General features: G+C 75.3%; 16 protein-coding genes. 3 read left to right on the top strand and 13 right to left on the bottom strand.

From position 1 onward, the window contains the following. Positions 1-14 precede the first annotated feature (14 nt). Both CLV92_RS15195 and CLV92_RS15190 read right to left on the bottom strand, forming a co-directional pair. Positions 15-617 (bottom strand): proteasome activator, encoded by a 603-nt coding sequence (locus tag CLV92_RS15195; protein ID WP_104434050.1) that lies wholly within the window; start codon positions 615-617, stop codon positions 15-17. Further along, positions 614-1,486: a phosphatase PAP2 family protein gene (locus tag CLV92_RS15190; RefSeq protein ID WP_104434048.1), complete on the bottom strand. Its 873-nt coding sequence runs from the start codon at positions 1,484-1,486 to the stop codon at positions 614-616. The genes CLV92_RS15195 and CLV92_RS15190 overlap by 4 nt, the downstream gene beginning before the upstream one ends. Before the next feature lie 222 nt (positions 1,487-1,708). Here CLV92_RS15190 and CLV92_RS15185 point away from each other — a divergent pair, with 222 nt between their 5' ends. Beyond that, the gene (locus CLV92_RS15185) at positions 1,709-3,058 is read left to right on the top strand and encodes an AI-2E family transporter (protein WP_158257273.1); all 1,350 of its coding nucleotides are present in this window, start codon (positions 1,709-1,711) and stop codon (positions 3,056-3,058) included. Between the two features lie 125 nt (positions 3,059-3,183). On the opposite strand, the gene CLV92_RS15180 is transcribed toward CLV92_RS15185, so the two are convergent. Continuing rightward, on the bottom strand, positions 3,184-3,435 hold the full coding sequence (locus CLV92_RS15180; protein ID WP_104434044.1) for a PspC domain-containing protein: 252 nt from the start codon (positions 3,433-3,435) through the stop codon (positions 3,184-3,186). Positions 3,436-3,597: 162 nt separating this feature from the next. Continuing rightward, on the bottom strand, positions 3,598-4,197 hold the full coding sequence (locus CLV92_RS15175; protein WP_211291159.1) for an ABATE domain-containing protein: 600 nt from the start codon (positions 4,195-4,197) through the stop codon (positions 3,598-3,600). Between the two features lie 102 nt (positions 4,198-4,299). Between CLV92_RS15175 and CLV92_RS15170 the strand changes: the two genes are divergently transcribed. Next, positions 4,300-5,142: an SDR family NAD(P)-dependent oxidoreductase gene (locus CLV92_RS15170; protein ID WP_104434042.1), complete on the top strand. Its 843-nt coding sequence runs from the start codon at positions 4,300-4,302 to the stop codon at positions 5,140-5,142. Positions 5,143-5,179: 37 nt separating this feature from the next. On the opposite strand, the gene CLV92_RS15165 is transcribed toward CLV92_RS15170, so the two are convergent. Beyond that, complete coding sequence (locus CLV92_RS15165) at positions 5,180-5,449, bottom strand: hypothetical protein (protein WP_104434040.1); 270 nt, start codon at positions 5,447-5,449, stop codon at positions 5,180-5,182. Positions 5,450-5,724: 275 nt separating this feature from the next. On the opposite strand from CLV92_RS15165, the gene CLV92_RS15160 reads away from it, so the two are divergent. Then, positions 5,725-7,539: a cell wall-binding repeat-containing protein gene (locus CLV92_RS15160; RefSeq protein ID WP_104434038.1), complete on the top strand. Its 1,815-nt coding sequence runs from the start codon at positions 5,725-5,727 to the stop codon at positions 7,537-7,539. Positions 7,540-7,705: 166 nt separating this feature from the next. Here the strand turns inward: CLV92_RS15160 and CLV92_RS15155 are convergent, their stop codons facing one another. Genes CLV92_RS15155 through CLV92_RS15120 form a run of 8 tightly spaced genes read right to left on the bottom strand, consistent with a single transcriptional unit; the run spans position 7,706 to position 15,798 of the window. Then, positions 7,706-8,059, bottom strand: coding sequence for a DUF4913 domain-containing protein (locus CLV92_RS15155; protein WP_170112766.1), 354 nt, complete (start codon positions 8,057-8,059; stop codon positions 7,706-7,708). Then, positions 8,056-9,804, bottom strand: coding sequence for a type IV secretory system conjugative DNA transfer family protein (locus tag CLV92_RS15150; protein ID WP_104434035.1), 1,749 nt, complete (start codon positions 9,802-9,804; stop codon positions 8,056-8,058). Before CLV92_RS15150 ends, CLV92_RS15155 begins: the two co-directional genes overlap by 4 nt. Next, the gene (locus CLV92_RS15145) at positions 9,801-11,315 is read right to left on the bottom strand and encodes an ATP-binding protein (protein WP_211291158.1); all 1,515 of its coding nucleotides are present in this window, start codon (positions 11,313-11,315) and stop codon (positions 9,801-9,803) included. Before CLV92_RS15145 ends, CLV92_RS15150 begins: the two co-directional genes overlap by 4 nt. Then, positions 11,315-12,817 carry an SCO6880 family protein gene (locus CLV92_RS15140; RefSeq protein ID WP_104434033.1) on the bottom strand — a complete coding sequence of 501 codons (1,503 nt, stop codon included), beginning with the start codon at positions 12,815-12,817 and terminating at the stop codon, positions 11,315-11,317. The genes CLV92_RS15145 and CLV92_RS15140 overlap by 1 nt, the downstream gene beginning before the upstream one ends. Then, positions 12,804-14,207, bottom strand: a complete 1,404-nt coding sequence (locus CLV92_RS21540; protein ID WP_158257272.1) for a hypothetical protein — start codon at positions 14,205-14,207, stop codon at positions 12,804-12,806. Before CLV92_RS21540 ends, CLV92_RS15140 begins: the two co-directional genes overlap by 14 nt. Before the next feature lie 4 nt (positions 14,208-14,211). Next, a complete protein-coding gene (locus CLV92_RS15130; protein ID WP_104434031.1) occupies positions 14,212-14,955 on the bottom strand; it encodes a DUF8175 domain-containg protein in 744 nt (247 codons plus the stop codon). 19 nt (positions 14,956-14,974) lie between these two features. Beyond that, positions 14,975-15,286, bottom strand: a complete 312-nt coding sequence (locus tag CLV92_RS15125) for a pilin (protein ID WP_211291157.1) — start codon at positions 15,284-15,286, stop codon at positions 14,975-14,977. Positions 15,287-15,297: 11 nt separating this feature from the next. Next, positions 15,298-15,798, bottom strand: a complete 501-nt coding sequence (locus CLV92_RS15120) for a DUF6668 family protein (RefSeq protein ID WP_146099566.1) — start codon at positions 15,796-15,798, stop codon at positions 15,298-15,300. Positions 15,799-16,199 lie beyond the last annotated feature (401 nt).

Below are 16,199 nucleotides of genomic sequence, written 5' to 3'. Positions count from 1 at the left end.
CCCCGGCTGCCCGGTCACAGGTACTGGCCGGTGCCGCCCTGCTGCTTGCGCGGCATCGCCTCGAGCGGGACCCCCGGCTGCTGGGGCCCGCCCTGCGCGCCCGGCAGCATCCGCCGCATCTCCGCCAGCTGGGCCTGCGCGGCCATCTGCTGCGCGAACACCGCGGTCTGGATGCCGTGGAACAGCCCCTCCAGCCAGCCGACGAGCTGGGCCTGCGCCACGCGCAGCTCGCTCTCCGTCGGGGTGTCCTCCCCGAAGGGCAGGGCGATGCGCTGCAGCTCCTCCACGAGGTCGGGGGCCAGCCCCTCCTCCAGCTCCCGCAGCGACTGCTCGTGGATCTGCGCGAGGCGGGCGCGGCCGGCCTCGTCCAGGGGCGCCGCCCGCACCTCCTCCAGCAACTGCTTGACCATGCTGCCGATCCGCATGACCTTCGTGGGGGAGGGCACCATCTCCGCCGGCCCGGCCCCGCCCTCGCCGGGGGCCTCGGAGATGCCGATGCCCTGCGGGGTGACGACCACGACGCGCTGGTCGTCGTCGCCGGCCCCGGGGCGCGGCTCGACAGCGGCGGGCTGGACGGCGTCGGGGGTCTGCTGCGCTTCGTCGGACACGCCGGTCATCCTGCCGCGCCCCGGGCCGCACCGCTGCCGGGGGCGTCGCCGTCCCGCAGTGCCGCGGCCGTCACCACGCTGACCAGGGCCGCCGCCGCGGGGGCCGCGATCGCCGCGGTGGCCGGCGACGCGACCGGCAGGGCGTACACGACGACCAGCGCCGCCGCGCACGCCAGCGACGGGACGGCGGCCACCGCCGCGACCGCACGCGCCTCCGGAGCCCGGGGCCACCGCTCCGCCCGGGCCAGCACGGCACCGCCGGCGCACCAGACGGCCGTCGCCAGCAGCACCGACGCCAGGACGTCGCTGACGCGGTGCCACCCCGCGTCGACGACGGCGCCCGCCACGGCCGCCGCCGCCGCACCGCCCACCACCCCGACGGGGAGGCGCCACCGGGCCGGGACCACGAGCAGCAGCGCCAGCACGAGCGCCACCGCCGCGCTGGCGTGCCCGCTGGGCAGGCTGTTGTGCAGGGCGGCACCCGTGCCCGGCGCCAGGCCGGGGCGGGGCAGCACCACGAGCTTCAGCAGCTCCGTGAGCGCGACGGCGACGAGCACGACCCCGGCGGCGACCCCCGCCCGCAGCGGGCGCCGCCGCAGCAGGGCGGGGACGGCGACGAGCGCGAGGCCGGCGAGCAGGTGGGCGGGGGAGAGCAGCCCGAGGAGGGTCAGCACCTCGCCGGTGGGCCAGGTGCCCTCCGCGCCCGCACCGGCGGCGCTGTGCACGGCGTCCTCGTGGCGCTGCCCCACCGGCGTGAGCACGCACACGGCGTACAGGACGGCCAGCGAGGCGAGGAGGGCGGTGGCGGCGGCGGCCAGTCCCGCGGCGGTGCGGGGGCCGGTGGGCGCTGCTGCGCGCATCGGGGTCTCGGCGAGCACCGCCCCATGCTCACCCGGAAGCGGCCCGCGGTCTCGTCGAGCGCGGTTCCGCCCGCAAGATCTGCGCAGGCGCTCCACGGTGGTGCCGAAGTCGCCCCCTCACCGGTCGCCCCCTCACCGGTCGCCCCCTCGCCGGTCGTCGCCTCCTGCGACGATCGGCGGGCGGGCGGACAGCCCGGCGCGGGCCACGGAGCACGGGACACGGAGCACGGGGAGCGGATCATGCGGAGGCGGCAGCGCAAGGCCGGGCAGCGGCAGCCGGTGGCGGCCGTGGAGGCCGGGTCCCTCCCCGGGGCCGCGGCGGACCCGGCCGTCGCAGAGCCGGGTGTCGCGGGTCCGGGTGTCGCGCCGGTGCCCGGACCCGCCGGCGCCTCCCCGGCGGCCGTCCCGGGGCGCGCCCCCCTGGCCGTGGTCGTGCCGGGCCTCTGGACGCCGGAGGGCCGGGGGCTGCTCGACCGGGCCGTGACGCGGCTGGCGACGTGGAGCCTGCGCCTGCTGGCGATCACCGCGGGGGTGGCGCTGCTGGCGTGGGTGGTCCTCCAGCTCTGGACGGTGGTCCTGCCCACGGTGCTTGCCGTCCTGCTGGCGACGATCCTGTGGCCGCCGGTGCGGCAGATGCGCACGGTGATGCCCGACGCCCTCGCGGCGGCGCTGGCGATGCTCGGGATGCTGGGCCTGCTGGGCGGGTTGGTCGCGATCATCGTGCCGCGCATCACGGGGCAGGTGCAGGAGCTGGCGGGCCAGGTCAGCGGCGGTCTGCGCACGATCCAGCAGTTCGTGAACCGCTCGCCGGAGGACTTCCTGGAGAGCCTGCCGTTCCGGGTGCCGTTCACGGTCGACACCGAGCAGTTCTCCCGGCAGGTGGACGTGCTGGTGGCGCGGATGCAGTCGGTGGTGCAGGACGTCGCCCTGGGCGTGCTGGGCGGGCTGTCCAGCGTCGGCAGCGGCATCGTCACGGCGGTCCTGGCGCTGGTGCTGTGCTTCCTGTTCCTCAAGGACGGGCCGAAGTTCGGGCCGTGGCTGTCGGATCAGGTGGGCACCCGGGCGGGCGCGCACCTGCCGGAGCTGCTGGGCCGGACGTGGGGCGTGCTGGGCGGCTACATCCGCTCCCAGGCGCTGGTGGCGTTCATCGACGCCGTCCTCATCGGGGTGGGGCTGGCGGTGCTGGACATCCCCTTCGCGCTGCCGCTGGCGGTCCTCGTCTTCTTCGGCGGGTTCCTGCCGTTCATCGGGGCGATCCTCACGGGCTCGCTGGCGGCGCTGGTGGCGCTCGTCTCCCACGGCTGGGTGCGGATGCTGGTGGTGATCGCGCTCGTGCTGATCGTGCAGCAGCTGGAGAGCAACGTCTTCCAGCCCTACCTCGTCGGCAAGATCGTCTCCCTGCACCCGGCGGTGGTGATCCTGGCGGTGACGGCGGGCGGCACGCTGCTGGGGATCGCCGGGGCGTTCCTGGCGGTGCCGGTGGCGGCCGTGGTGGCGACGGTCTACCGCTACATCAAAGAGACCAGCCACGCGCGGATGGCGTTGGCGCCGCCGGGGGAGCACCCGCCACCGCTGCCGGACGCGCGCTGACGGCGAGCCTGCGGGCTGCCGGCGACGCGCCGACGGGGCGCGCTCTCCGGGCCGCGTGCCGGGCGTTGCCCGCAGGCTCGCCGTCGGCCGGTCCCGGCCCCACCCGGCCCCACCCGGCGGAGCCGTCAGGCGCTCGGCGGGTGCGGCGCGGCGGGGACGGAGGTGGAGCGCTCCTCCGGCATCAGCAGCCACAGGACCGGGTAGGCGATGACCTGGCTGCCGGGGAGGACGGCGAGGCTGACGGCGAAGAGGGCGCGCACCGCCCACGGGTCCATCCCGAAGCGCTGCGCCACTCCCGCGCACACCCCGGCGAAGAGCCGCCCGTCGTGGGGCCGCACGAGTCCCTGGCGCTCGAAGTTCTGGTGGATGACGTTCACGGTGATCTCCTCCGGTGTGGCGGCGGTCGGGCTGACCGGCTGCCTCCACAGTGGCCGGGCGGCAGGGGGCGCGGCATCGGGGACGGACCCTGACCGGACCCCGAGCGGACCCGGAGGTGCCGTCCGGGTGGGGCCTCCCGTGGGCCCGCGCGACGCGGCCGGCTACGCCTCGGGGACGTCCGCCGGTGCCGTGTCGCGCTGGCGCCCGCGGTAGGAGCGCATGGCGCAGCGGGTCCGGCACGCGGTGCTGCAGTAGGCGCCGGAGGTGTTGCGGCTGCGGTCGTAGAAGGCGAAGTGGCACGGCTCGTTCCGGCACGCCTTGAGCCGGGGCCAGTCGCCGGCCAGCGCGAGTGCGGCGACCGCCGCGAGCACCTCGGCGAGGACGCCCGGGACGCCGTCGCCGGCGGGGGACAGACGCACGCCCGAGCGGTCGACCTCGGCGACGAGGGGGTGGCGGTGGGCGGTGCGCCGCAGGAACTGCTCCGCTCGCTGCAGCGCCTCCTCGGGCGTGCCGGGGTCCTGGGAGTGCCCGAGCAGGACGGTGACGAGGGCGTCGCGCAGTTCGCGCACCGCGGCGGCGTCGGCCGCCGTGACGTGTGCGGCCGCGTCGTCCCGGCCGTTCTGGGTGAGCCACCGGGCGACGCCGGCGGCGTCGGCGAAGCGCTCCTCGCGGCCCGCGCCGTCGGCGTGGGTGTTGGCGAAGCGCAGCACGACGTCCGCGGCGCTGGAGTCCGCGAGCAGGTCCGATCGGGGTTGCACCACGGCGCCGATCCTAGCGGTGGTGACGGTCTAACAGGGGTAGCCAATAACGACATCGGGCAAACCGCTGGACTTGTTATTGCCGTAACCCCTACGGTCATCACCATGACGACGAACCGCACCACCCTCCTGACCTGGCTGATCACCGGCGCCTCCTCCGGCATCGGGCGCGCGCTCGCCGCGGCCGCCGCCGAGCGGGGCGACCGCGTGGTGGCCCTGGCCCGCACCCTCGAACCGCTGCGCCGCCTCGCCGACGAGCACGACCCCCACGTCCTGCCCCTGGCCGTCGACGTGCGCCGCCCGGAGGAGGTCGACGCCGCGGTCCAGCGCGGGTTGCGGGAGTTCGGCCGCCTCGACGTGGTGGCCAACAACGCCGGGTACGGGCTGTTCGGCGCGGTCGAGGAGGCCAGCGACGAGCAGGCCCGCGCCGTCTTCGACACCAACCTCTTCGGCGCCCTCAACGTGCTGCGGGCGACCCTGCCGGTCCTGCGCGCCCAGCGCAGCGGGCACGTCCTGCAGGGGTCCTCCTGCTACGGCCAGAGCGCCCACCCCGGCGTCGGCCTGCTGGCGGCGACGAAGCACGCGCTGGAAGGGCTGAGCGACGCGCTCGCCGAGGAGGTCGCGCCGCTGGGGATCCGGGTCACGCTCGTCGAACCGGGGCTCACGGCCACCCCGTTCCTCTCCAACCTCGACGTCGCCGAGGCCATCGCCGACTACGACCCGACCGTGCGCCACGTGCAGCAGGAGATCGGCCGGCTCCCCGCGTCGGCGTTCGACTCCGCCGAGGACGTCGCCGCCGCCGTCCTCGAGGCGGTGGACGCCGACCGGCCCCCTCGGCGGCTGGCGACCGGCCGGGCGGGCGCATCCGCGATGCGCGCGGCGCTCACCGCCCGCCTCGACGAGCTGGACGCCTGGGCGCCGGTCGGCGAGGTCGTGGACGCCGCCTGACCCGGGCCGCTCGAACCGGCCACCAGGCTGCGCCGGTTCAGAACAGCATGTCCGGCTCGGCCTCGGGCAGTTCCCCGGTCAGGGCGGCGACCGCGGCGGCGCAGCGCCGGCAGCGGGGCCGGTTCCGCTCCTCCTCGGGCCGGTGGCGCAGGTCGACGGCGACGGGGGTTCCGCACAGGGCGGGCCCGGACGCGGGCGGTCCCGCGGCCACGGGGTGCGGCAGGGCGTGCAGGAGCCGGCCGCCGTGGCTGCGCTGCCAGACGACCTCGTCCGGGCCCCGGCCGGGCGGTGCGTCCAGCACCGTCACCGCCCGGGGCCGTGGTCGCGGTCCACAGCAGGCAGCGTCGCAGCCGGGGGCGCGGAGGGGAACCCGGAGCCGCACTCCGGATCGGCGCCGGGTCGCGGGTCGCGGGTTCGGGTTCCGGGTGTCAGGAGGGGAACCCGGAACCCGAACCCGAACCCGGGCCACTAGGTTCTCGATCGTCGTCCGGGGGCGTCCACCACGGTGGGCAGCGGACGGCACCAGGCTCTGCAGAGCCGGCCCCTCAGGGGGGATCTCACTTCACTGCCTTGGAGGCGAACATGACCGCAGCAACCTCCCGGTTGCGCCGACGTGGCATCGGGGCCGGCGTCGCGGCCCTCGTCGGCCTGACCTCTGCCGGTTTCGCCGGCACCGCCTCTGCGGCGGCAGGCTTCGACCTGCAGACCCGCATCGGTGGGGACGACCGCTTCGAGACGGCCGCCCTCGCCGCCGCCGCCTTCGAGGACACCACCTCCGTGGTCCTCGTCAACGGCTTCTCCAACGTGGACGCCCTCTCGGCGGCCTCGCTGGCCCAGCCCATCCTGCTCACCGAGCGGGACACCATCCCGGACTCCACCCTGGATGCGCTCAAGGAGCTGGGTGTCCGGAACATCACCATCGTCGGCGGCCCGGCAGTCGTGAGCCAGAAGGTCGAGGACGCCCTCAAGGAGCCCTACAACGTCGCCCGCATCAGTGGTGACGACCGCTTCGGCACCGCCGCGGCCGTCGCGCGCACGAGGAGCTCGACCGCTCCGTACGTGTTCGTCGCCAACGGGCTCACCGGCATCGCCGACGCGCTGACGGCCTCCACGGTCGCCGCCGCGACGGGCTCGCCGATCCTGCTGGTCCGCCCGGACTCGGCCCCGGCCGGGACGGCCGCACTCGCCGGGTACTTCGAGGCCGCCGAGGTCGTTGCGCTGGGTGGGCGGGGCGCCGTCTCCGCTGGGGTCGCCATGGAGCTGGGCGTGGAGGCCCGCGCCGAGGGCGAGGACCGCTTCGGCACCGCCGCCGCCTTCGCCGACTGGGCGATCGCCGAGGGCGTCTTCAAGGGCGATGCCATCGGCCTGGCCCGCGGCATCAGCACCGGCAACCTGGGTGCCAACGACCTCGCCGACGCGCTCATCGCCGGCCCCCTCCTCGGCGCCGCCGGTGCCCCGCTGCTGCTCTCGCGCCCCGGGACGGACCTCGGACCGGTCACCACCGGGTGGCTCAAGGCCAACGCCGGCACCCTCACCGCTCCGGGCTTCGTCTTCGGCGGCGTGGCCGTCGTCGACCCGACGGTCGTCAGCGCCGCGGTCGCGGCCGCCGAGGGCGACGGGGATCACTTCCAGCACGAGAGCTTCTACGTTGATCCGTACAGCACCGAGACGCTCGCCCGGGGTGGAACCCGCGTCTACACCGTCGCCGGCCTCGAGACGGGCGACGAGTACCGCATCACCCTGGTGAACGCGGAGAAGCTCGGCGGTGACGAGAACGGCTACTACACCTTCACCGAGCAGGGCACCAGCGGCCTGATCGACCCGGGCACGGTGGCCGGGGACATCACCGTCGTCAACGGTGTTCAGGTCGGTTCCCCCGGCTCGACCGTCGGTGGCATCGCACCCGCGACCGATGGCTCCCTGCGCTTCACCGTGACGGCCGACGCCACCGCGGTCGAGGCCTTCTACCCGGTCGTCTTCGTCGACGCCGGCAACGACACCAGCCTCGAGATCGACGAGAACAACCTGTCCACCGAGGCCTTCGGTGTCGGCGGCAAGGTGCAGACCCTCCCGGCCGAGGCCGGGCAGGGCAACCTGGGTGACGCCGAGGGCATCCTCGTCGTGGACGAGGAGAACGACACCATCGTCACCACGGATGCCCTCTACGACTACGACGCCAACGACCTCCTCTACATCGGCTCCGTCTCCGAAGCCACCCGCGTCACGGAGTCGGGCTTCGAGTCGATGCTGTCCGTCGGTGACGAGCTGACCGCCGACACCTCCTACCAGCCCGATCCCGAGATGCCGTCGACCTTCGTGCTGCGCGACACCACCCCGGCGGCGCCCGGCACCCTGCTCGAGATGTCCGCCACCGACCTCAGGGGTCAGTACAGCTAGTGGTCCGGCACGAAGGTTCGTGACCCGCCGTGGTGGAGGCCGGGCTGGATCCAGCTGAGGGGCCGGAGGCCGCGTCGACAGGTGGGGTCGATCGGCTCCCGGCCGCCGCCTTGCCGGGGCGGGTCACGAACTCCTGCACCAGACCACTGGGACCCGGACTCGGGTTTCAGCCGAACATGCCCGGCGGCGGGTCCTCGACGGGCAGTTCGACCAGCCGCTCGGCGTGGCCCTTGTCCGGTGAGCAGCCCCGGAAGGGCCCCTCGGGGTCCAGGAGCACGGCCATGTGCGGGTCGAGGTGGTCGCGCATCCACAGCGACATCCCCGTGTCCGGGTCCAGTCGCAGGAACTCCCAGCTGCGCCAGAGGGCGTCGAGGCGCAGGACGGCCTCGCCGTGCCTCCACCACTGGGGGCACCAGGTGCGGTTGCGGCCGTCGAGGTGGCGCCGGTACAGCACCGCGAGGTGGTCGCGCACGAACACGTCGACCGACGGGTGGACCGGATCCGGGATCCCCGCCGTCACCGCCGCACCCCGTCCGGCGCGCCGCCGGGGTGGCGGGCGGCGGGGTCGTGGGCGCTGATCGAGGCCGCCACCGCCGCCGCGTGCGGTCCCTCGCTCCACGGCAGGGTGCGCGCCAGCGTGGGGGGCGCGCCGGAGGCGATGACGACGGCCCGGCCACGGGGCAGCGAGCCCAGGTCGGCGACGTCGAGGATCCGCTCCCGCCGCGTCGAGCGGCTGACCGAGCGCCCGCCCTTGCCGCGGGAGACGGAGACGGCGCTCACCTCGGTGTCGCCGATGAGCTGGGACAGCTCGGAGAGGAACTCCACCTCGGCGACGCCGCCGCCGTAGACGCGCACGTTCGCCGCCGACCACAGCTTCCGCATGCCCTCGCGGCCCCACACCTCCACGCCCTGCGACCAGGACTGCAGGATCGTCATGATGCAGATGCCGCGGGAGCCGTAGTGGCTGTAGAGGTTCGGCAGGTCCCGCCAGCGGCAGACGTTCGCGGCCTCGTCGAGCACCGCCACCATCGGCACGGGCAGGCGCCCGCCGGGGGAGCGCTTCGCCAGGTCCTCGGCGGCCTCGGTGACGGCGACCGTCAGCGCGGTCACGAGCGGGCCGGCCGAGCCGCCGCCCTCGCGGGAGAGGCTGTAGAGCGTCGAGCGGGTGCGGACGAACGCGTGCGGGTCGAACTGCCGGCGCCCGTCGGCGGGGCCGTCGGGGACCACCCAGCGCAGCGCCTGCCGGTTGGTGAGGAACGCGACGGACTGCTTCGCGGTGCCGTAGACGCCGGCGCGCTGCTTCTCCGGGGAGTTCACGACCTCGGCCACGGCGGCGGCGCTCAGTGCGAAGTCGTGCCGGCGGAGGACGTCCGCGGGTTCGTCGTCGGTGGGATCGGTGAGCCACAGGTACACCTGGTCCAGGGGGCGCGCGTCCAGGGCGGCGGCGAGCAGGAGCCCCGCGAGCAGTTCCCGCCCCGCGGGGTCGAAGAACGCGTCGGTGCGCGCGCCCGGTTCGCGGGAGGCGGTGGCGAACAGTTCCGCGAGCACCGACGCCCTCACCTCGTCGGTGACGTAGCTGAGGGGGTTCCACCACCACCGCGGCGGTTCGTCGGCGATGCCCTGCGGGTCGAACACCCAGACCTCGCCACCGGCGGCGCGGGGATCGCGGGTCGCGTCGACGATGTCGCGCTTGTTGGAGGTGGCCAGCACGGCGCCGGGCGCGGCGAGGATCGCGGGGATCGCCCGGCAGGTGGTCTTGCCCGTGCGGGGGCCCCAGATGTCGACGGAGACGTCCTCCCAGGAGGAGTGCAGGACCTGCCCGCCGGGGATCGTGACGGCGACGGGGAGGCCGGGGGAGCCCTGCACGCCCAGGCGGGCGGCGGTGCCGGCGGCGCCGCGTGCGGTGAGGGACGCCAGGTCGCGGCCGCGCCCCATCCGCGGCGCCGCGCGGTCCACGCGGGTGCGCGAACCCCGCGCCCGGCGGGTGCCCGTCACCGCCGCGCCCGCGGTCAGCGCCAGCAGCACGGCGGAGGCAGCGAGCAGCCACGTCGCGGTGGCCGGCCAGGCGACGCGTCCGGTCAGCACGGCCAGCGTCAGCTCGAAGGGGTTCGCGGGCAGGTCGGCGGGTGCGCCGGCGAGGGCCGCGGCCAGCCGCAGCGGCACGTTGACCGCCGCGGTCACGGTGACGGCGGCGGCGAGGCCGACGGCGAGCAGCAGCGTCTGCGGTTCGAGGCCTGCGCGCTCCCCCCTGCCGGTGGCGCTCACGCGGCGCCCTCCCCGCCCGCCACCTCGGAACCGGAGGCGGTGTGCCACATCTTGTTCGTGTCGTTGATGCCGCGCTCGGCGGAGGTGAGCTGCACCTGCACGGGGATGCCCGGGCGACCGCCGACCTTGACGAGGAACTTCCCGCGGCCCGGGGGCTCGGCCTCCTTGCCGGCGACGGCGTCGAACGCCGGGGGGTCCTGCCAGCCGATGAGCAGGTCCTGCTCGGCGCGGGAGAAGGGGATGGCGGAGTTCAGCATGGGCATCTCCGCGGCGGGCAGCCCGCCGCAGACGACCATGCCGGAGCGCTCGACGAACCCCCGCGCCTTCATCCGGTCCTCCTCGCTCGGCAGGGAGAGCAGGTCGGACATGGTGTGGGTGATCATCGCCATGCCCACGCCGCGCTGGCGGTTGAGGCGGGTCAGGGCGTCGACGCGGTCGACGATCCCGCGCCCGGCGCGCAGTGCCCGCCACAGTTCGTCGAGGATGACGAAGTAGTGCCGCCGCGGTTCCAGCCCGGCGTCGGCCAGGGCGTGGGCGACGTTGACGGCTCCGAAGCCGTAGGACCAGCACGCCAGCAGGACGGCGGCCTGCAGGTCCATCTCGGAGTCGTCGATGCTGGAGACGTCGAAGACGACGGGGCGGTCCCGCCGCATCGGCACGGTGGTGGGTTTGGAGAAGATCTCCCCGAGGCGACCGCCGCCGGCCAGGCCGATGAGGGTGGCCTCGAGCCCCTCGGTGATGTCCTGGTAGCGGCGCATGTCCCCGCGGTCGAGGGCGACGTGGCGCAGGTCCTCCGGTGCCTCCTGGACGACGCGGAGCAGGTCCCCGAGCACCGGGACCCCGTCGTGACGGTCGTCGAGGACGCGCAGCGCCCGGTCGAGGATGGTCTCCTCCCGGTCGGTGGGCGGGGCGGAGCGCATGATGGTGATGAGGGAGGACACCATCGCGTGGCGGCGCCCATGGGCGTCGGCGAGCACACCCTGCCGCGCGCTCCCGGTGAGGCGCAGCGCGGCGGCGGCGGCCTCGCCGGGGTCGAGGATGTTCAGGTGGGAGCGCCCGCGGCCCAGGGTGATGACCTGCCCGCCGACGGCCTCGATGAGGTCGACGTAGTCCGGCTTCAGGTCCCCCAGCACCAGCGGCAGCACCCCGTAGCCGGTCAGGCCGAGTGCCATCCGGCGCACGATGGTGGACTTGCCGAGGCCGGGCTTGCCGAGGACGAACGCGGAGGGGTTGGAGATCAGCTTGGCCCGCTGGAACCAGGAGATCGGGTCGCAGCACAGCGTCGCGCCGGACAGCAGGTTCCGCCCGATCGGCACGCCGGTCATGGGGGAACCGGTCCCGGCGGCGAAGGGCCACAGGCCGCAGACCTGCACGGTGGTGCCGCGCCACTCGTCGGGCGCCTGGACGTAGGCGGAACTGCCGCGGCCACGTCCCGGCCAGCCCCGGGGGCCGGGACGTGGTGCGGCGGACGGGGCCTTCCCCCGGGGGGCCTTCGTGCGGGGCGTGGCCATCAGAGGGAGTCCCGGATCTCGGCGGGCACCTTCAGGTGCGTGGGCAGGACGAGGCCCAGCGGCAGCGCGGCGGCGAAGGCGCTGTCCTGCGAGCCGTAGACGGGGCGGACCATCAGCCGGGCCGTCGCGGAGAGGTTGTCCACCGCGGCGACGGCCTCGGGCAGCCGGTCGGGGCGGGTGACGGTGGCGGTGACGAGGAGGCCGAAGTTCACGAGGTTCGCCCCGCGCGCCTCCTCCTCCGCGGTCGCCGCGGCCGAGCGCGCCGCGGCGAGGGTGCGCGCGGACGGGCGCTGCGACGTCGTCGTCTTGAAGTCGGCGTTGCGCTTGTCCTGCTCGGCGATGCGCGCCGAGCGCGCCGGGTCGAACGGGCGGTAGAGCAGGGTCACGCGCTTGCGGTCGACGTCGGGGTGGGGCGCCAGGAGCTGGCTGAGGACCGAGGAGTACACGACGCCGCGGGGGGCGGAGGTCATGGACCAGGTCACGGACACGGCGTTCTCGTGGTGGTAGTGGCCGTGGTGGGCTTCGGCGAAGCCGGGTCCCACGTTCTGCCAGTCCAGCAGGGGTGGTTCCCCCGCGGCGTGCGCCGCGTCGATGAGCCTGGCCGCGTCCGGGTCGTAGGCGGTGCGCACGACCTCGCAGAGGTCGCGGGCGCCGACGGGGCGGGCGGCACCCGCTCCGGTGGCGTGGAGGCTGTGGGTGAGGGCGGGCAGCCGGGAGGCCAGTTCCCGGCCCATCTCGGGTGCGTCCTTGCGGCGGGCGCCGGACTTGCTGGTGCCGGTGAACGTGAGGCTCACCCAGGCGCGGACGGACGCGGAACCCTCGGGGTAGGCCGTCACGACCTCCTGCAGCATGGCCCGGGCCAGGGCGGGGGCGTCGGGGTGGAGGTTGCCGTCGACCTCCCGGCGCAGGCGGGCCCCGGAGTCCGGGGCGGTCTCCACGGTGACGGCCGCGGAGACGACACCGGGCTCGCTGCCGAGGGAGTTCAGCCACGCCCCCCAGTGCGCCACCCAGGAGTCGACCTGCTCCTCGTCGACGAGGGAGGCGCCGTCGGGTTCGGTGGCGAGCACGACGGTGTAGTGGTTCGTCGCGGGGACGTGCAGGAGGGCGAAGGGGCGACCGTAGGAGTCCTGCCACTCGGTCAGTTCCGAGGCCGCCGCGAGACCGGGCAGCTGGAACGTCCCCCACGGGGTGCGCCCGAGCGGGCCGGAGCGGTAGAGGCTCGTGCCGGTGGCGCGGGCGTGCCTGCTGCCGAGGGCGGTGCCCATGCGCTGAAGGCCGCTGCGGCCGTGGCGGTCGCGGACGACCAGGGTTCCGAGGAAGGCCGCGAAGAGGGCCGCGACGGCGAGGGCCGGCCCGATGCCGGCGGCCATGATCGTCATGATCATGGCGATGAACCCCACCAGCAGGATGGCCGTGCCGAGGGTGCCGAGCTGCCCCAGCCCGGCGGACTGCGGCTTGCGCCAGTTCCCGTAGGTGCGGGGTTGCCGCTCAGCGACTGCCACTGGGTCCCTCTCCCGTCGTCTCCTCCGCCGCCGCGCGCCCGATGGCGGCGGCCGTCTTCATGCCCTTGTCGACTGCCTTGACCGCCTCGGCGGCGACCAGCAGGCCGATGCCGACCGGGCCGGCCGCTCCTGCCGCGCCGCCTGCTGCTGCGCCGCCGCCGCCGCCTGCTGCGCCGCCGCCGCCGCCTGTTGCTGCGCCGCCGCCTGTTGCTGCGCCGCTGGTCGCCGCGCCGCCGCCTGCTGCCGCGCCGCCGCCGGCGGGTCCCGCCGGGGCCGGACGCGGTGCCGGTGGCTGAGCCCTGCCCGCCCCGCCCGCCGGCGACGGACCGCCCTGCGGCCGGCTCCCCTCGGGACCCGCGGAGCCCTGCGAGGACTGGCGCATCCCGGAGGCGTCCTTGAGCTCCAGCGCCTTGGCGCCCATCGGCAGCGGTGACGCCGCACCCCCCGCCGCGCTCGCGGTCGCCCCGCTCGCGGTGGCCGCGACGACGGGCGCCACGAACTTCATCAGCGCCGGCAGGGCGACGAGGGCGAGCAGCATGAGGACGAGGCCGGTGACGGGTTTGAGCAGTTCGCCGCCCTCGGCCGGAATCGGCCTGCTGCCGGCCAGCAGGAACGCCGTCGCGTACACGACGGCCGCCGCGGGCTTGTAGAGCAGGAAGGCGAGCAACCACCCCAGGCACTTGCGGAACCAGGCGCGGCCCATCTCGGTGTTCGTGAACGACGCCGCCAGCGGCAGGATGCCGGCCAGGATGACCAGGAGCCCGTCGCGCACCACCATGAGCATGACCTGGATCAGCGAGACCACCACGGCGACGACGACCAGCAGCAGCGCGACCAGGACCGCGCCCGCCGTGGTGGCGCCCGTTCCGATCGTCATCAGGTCGACCACCCGGCCCCCCAGCACCTGGCTGGTCGTGGGGGCCGTCGAGGCCGAGGCCGAGGACCCGGGCTGCGGTGCCTTGAGGGCGCTCTCGACGACGCCCGTCGCGAACTCGTCGCAGGCCATGACCGCGACCTGGATCACCCCGGCGCTCGCGCCCATCACCAGGGTCAGCGTCATGAGGGACCGGACCAGGTCGATGCCGGGATCGGCCCGCCGCTGCCAGGCCATCCTGGCGCCGCCGATGATGACCGCCAGCACGGCCGAAGCGGCCGTCACCGGCGTGAGGATGCCGCGCAGGGTCTGCACTTCGGCGGTGGCGTGGAACTGCCCGGTGCCCGTCTCCGCGACGGGGATGGCGGGCATGCGCAGCCAGTAGGTCCCCAGGGCGGCGACGACCTGCCCCAGGGACTCCAGCATCGCCCCGTAGAGGTCCTTCATGACGCTGCCGAACGACGGGATGCTCGGCATGCCGGCCAGCTCCAACGCCCAGTCGGTCAGTTCGGCCACGGGATCACTCTCCTGTCCACGGGATGAAGCCGGCCAGGTCGGGAAGGCGGCGGAGGGTGCCGGCGAGGTCGCCGTCCGGCGGCAGGAGCACCCGCCAGTCCTCGCGCTCCCGCGCGAGGGGGACGAGGGCGTGCACGGGTTGGCCGGCTGCGGTCTCGAACGCGACGTCGACCGTGCAGGCCCGCGCATCGCACTCCCCGAAGGTGAACCCGACGACCGTCAGGGGCGGGGGGCCGACGGGGGCGCTCCCCTCACCGAGCCGGCGCTGCAAGGCGTCGCGGCCGTGGCCCTCTGCTGCTCCAGCGGCGAGGTCCTGCAGCGCGGGCCCGGTGGTGGCGGCCCACGCCCCCACCGCCGCGTGCAGGGCGCCCGTGGGGGAGGCGGCGTAGCAGGAGCGGAACCCCGAGGGTGCCACCACGGCCGGGCCGTGGGTGCGCGGGGCCTCCGGAACGGTCATGCCCCCGGCCGGGACCCAGCGCGAACCCGCCGGAGCCGTGTGCGGCAGGACCGGGTCCCCCGCCGGCAGCGAGCAGCCGGGCGTGTTGCGGGCCGGCGAGGTCGCGGCGGTCTCCACGGCGACCGGGGCGGGAACCCCGGCGGCGTCCGCTGCGTCTGCGCGCCACGACCCCATCACCATGATCACCACGCCGGTGACGGCGAGGGCCGCGACCACCGCCGCGGCGAGGAGGAAGCCCGTCGACGTCCAGGGACTCTCCTCGTCCGGGGCTACCGCGTCCTGCCCGTCCACGCTGCCTGCGTCCCGTCCGTCAGACCAGGACGTTGACGAATCCGGAGGCGGACCCGATCACGACGCAGCCGACGAGGACCCAGAGCAGGCGGGCGCCGTGCTCGCCGCCGCGGCCGTCGCGAGAGGCGATCGCCATCATGGCGCCGGTCACCATGATTCCCAGGACGCAGACGGAGAGGGCGATCCACATCGCCCAGCTCAGGATGTTCTTGAAGCCGGCGATGCCCGGCGGCTCGGCGGTCTGCGGCTGCGCCATGGTGCCGAGGGCGACGGGGTCGATCATCGGCGTGATGGTCGCCTGCGCGTCCATCACGAGCTGGGCCAGCATCATGGTGTTCTCCTTCAGTAGGGGCCGCGGGCCGCGGCGGTCGGGGGGACGAGGGACCGCAGGTCCGCCGCGAGACGGCGGAACTCCCCGGGGGCTGCGGCCAGGACAGGCTGCTCACCGATGCGCCAGGCGTCGACCCACGGCAGGTGCCACAGGCGGGGAACGCCTCCGGCCACCAGCGCGGCGAACTGCCGCAGGGGGCGGGGCGGTTTCCCGGGAGCGTCGGCCACGACGGCGAGCCCCAGCAGTTCCACCCCGGCGACCACGCCCGCCGCCCACTCGGTGGCGGCGTGCTGGGCCGCGCGCAGCCCCCTCGCGTCGCTGCGTGCCACCAGGAGCACCGGGACGTCCGGACCACCGGGCGGCTGCGGCCAGGCGTGTCCCGCCGCGGCGGCGCCGGGCAGCAGACCCGCCAGCGTCGACTCCGCCGAACCACCGTGGGCCCCCACGACCCACAGCGCCGGCCCCCAGGCCACGGGCCGGCGCGGGAGCCGGTCCGGCCTGGGCGGTGCCACGATCCCCGGCTGGGGTGCGAGCAGGGCGGGCGGTGGGAGGTGCGGTTCCGGTGGCGACGCGGGCGGGTGCGCCCCGGTTCGCGCCACCAGGTCCGCCGGCTGCCGGGCAAGCCACGGGTTTGCGGCGTGCGGCACTGGACGCTCCTCGGAGGGGGTGACGGTGGGTGGGCCTCGTGTGCCGGTCGACGGCTCGGCTCCTCTTCGAAGCTACGGAGAATCCCGGGGTTGTCCAGCAGCCCTACCTCCGGATGGCGCAACGCACAGTCACCGGGGTGAATCCGATGTGCTGATCGGGCGACGGCCGGTCGGACGGCGGCGTCACCGACCGTCCACCACCGAGCATGGGGAGACCGCTCGTCGACGGTGGCCGGGCCCGGTCCGCGCCGCGGCGGCCGATCGTG

The organism is Kineococcus xinjiangensis (assembly GCF_002934625.1).
In the GTDB taxonomy this organism is placed as follows: domain Bacteria; phylum Actinomycetota; class Actinomycetes; order Actinomycetales; family Kineococcaceae; genus Kineococcus_A; species Kineococcus_A xinjiangensis.
Note: the sequence above shows the minus strand (reverse complement) of the source record. Positions and strands in the feature narration are given on the sequence as shown.

What these genes read in the sequence shown, in the direction of transcription:
- CLV92_RS15195 (WP_104434050.1), bottom strand. Translation starts at nt 617, where the DNA reads ATGACCGGCGTGTCCGACGAAGCGCAGCAGACCCCCGACGCCGTCCAG.
- CLV92_RS15185 (WP_158257273.1), top strand. Translation starts at nt 1,709, where the DNA reads ATGCGGAGGCGGCAGCGCAAGGCCGGGCAGCGGCAGCCGGTGGCGGCC.
- CLV92_RS15170 (WP_104434042.1), top strand. Translation starts at nt 4,300, where the DNA reads ATGACGACGAACCGCACCACCCTCCTGACCTGGCTGATCACCGGCGCC.
- CLV92_RS15160 (WP_104434038.1), top strand. Translation starts at nt 5,725, where the DNA reads ATGACCGCAGCAACCTCCCGGTTGCGCCGACGTGGCATCGGGGCCGGC.
- CLV92_RS15145 (WP_211291158.1), bottom strand. Translation starts at nt 11,315, where the DNA reads ATGGCCACGCCCCGCACGAAGGCCCCCCGGGGGAAGGCCCCGTCCGCC.
- CLV92_RS15125 (WP_211291157.1), bottom strand. Translation starts at nt 15,286, where the DNA reads ATGATGCTGGCCCAGCTCGTGATGGACGCGCAGGCGACCATCACGCCG.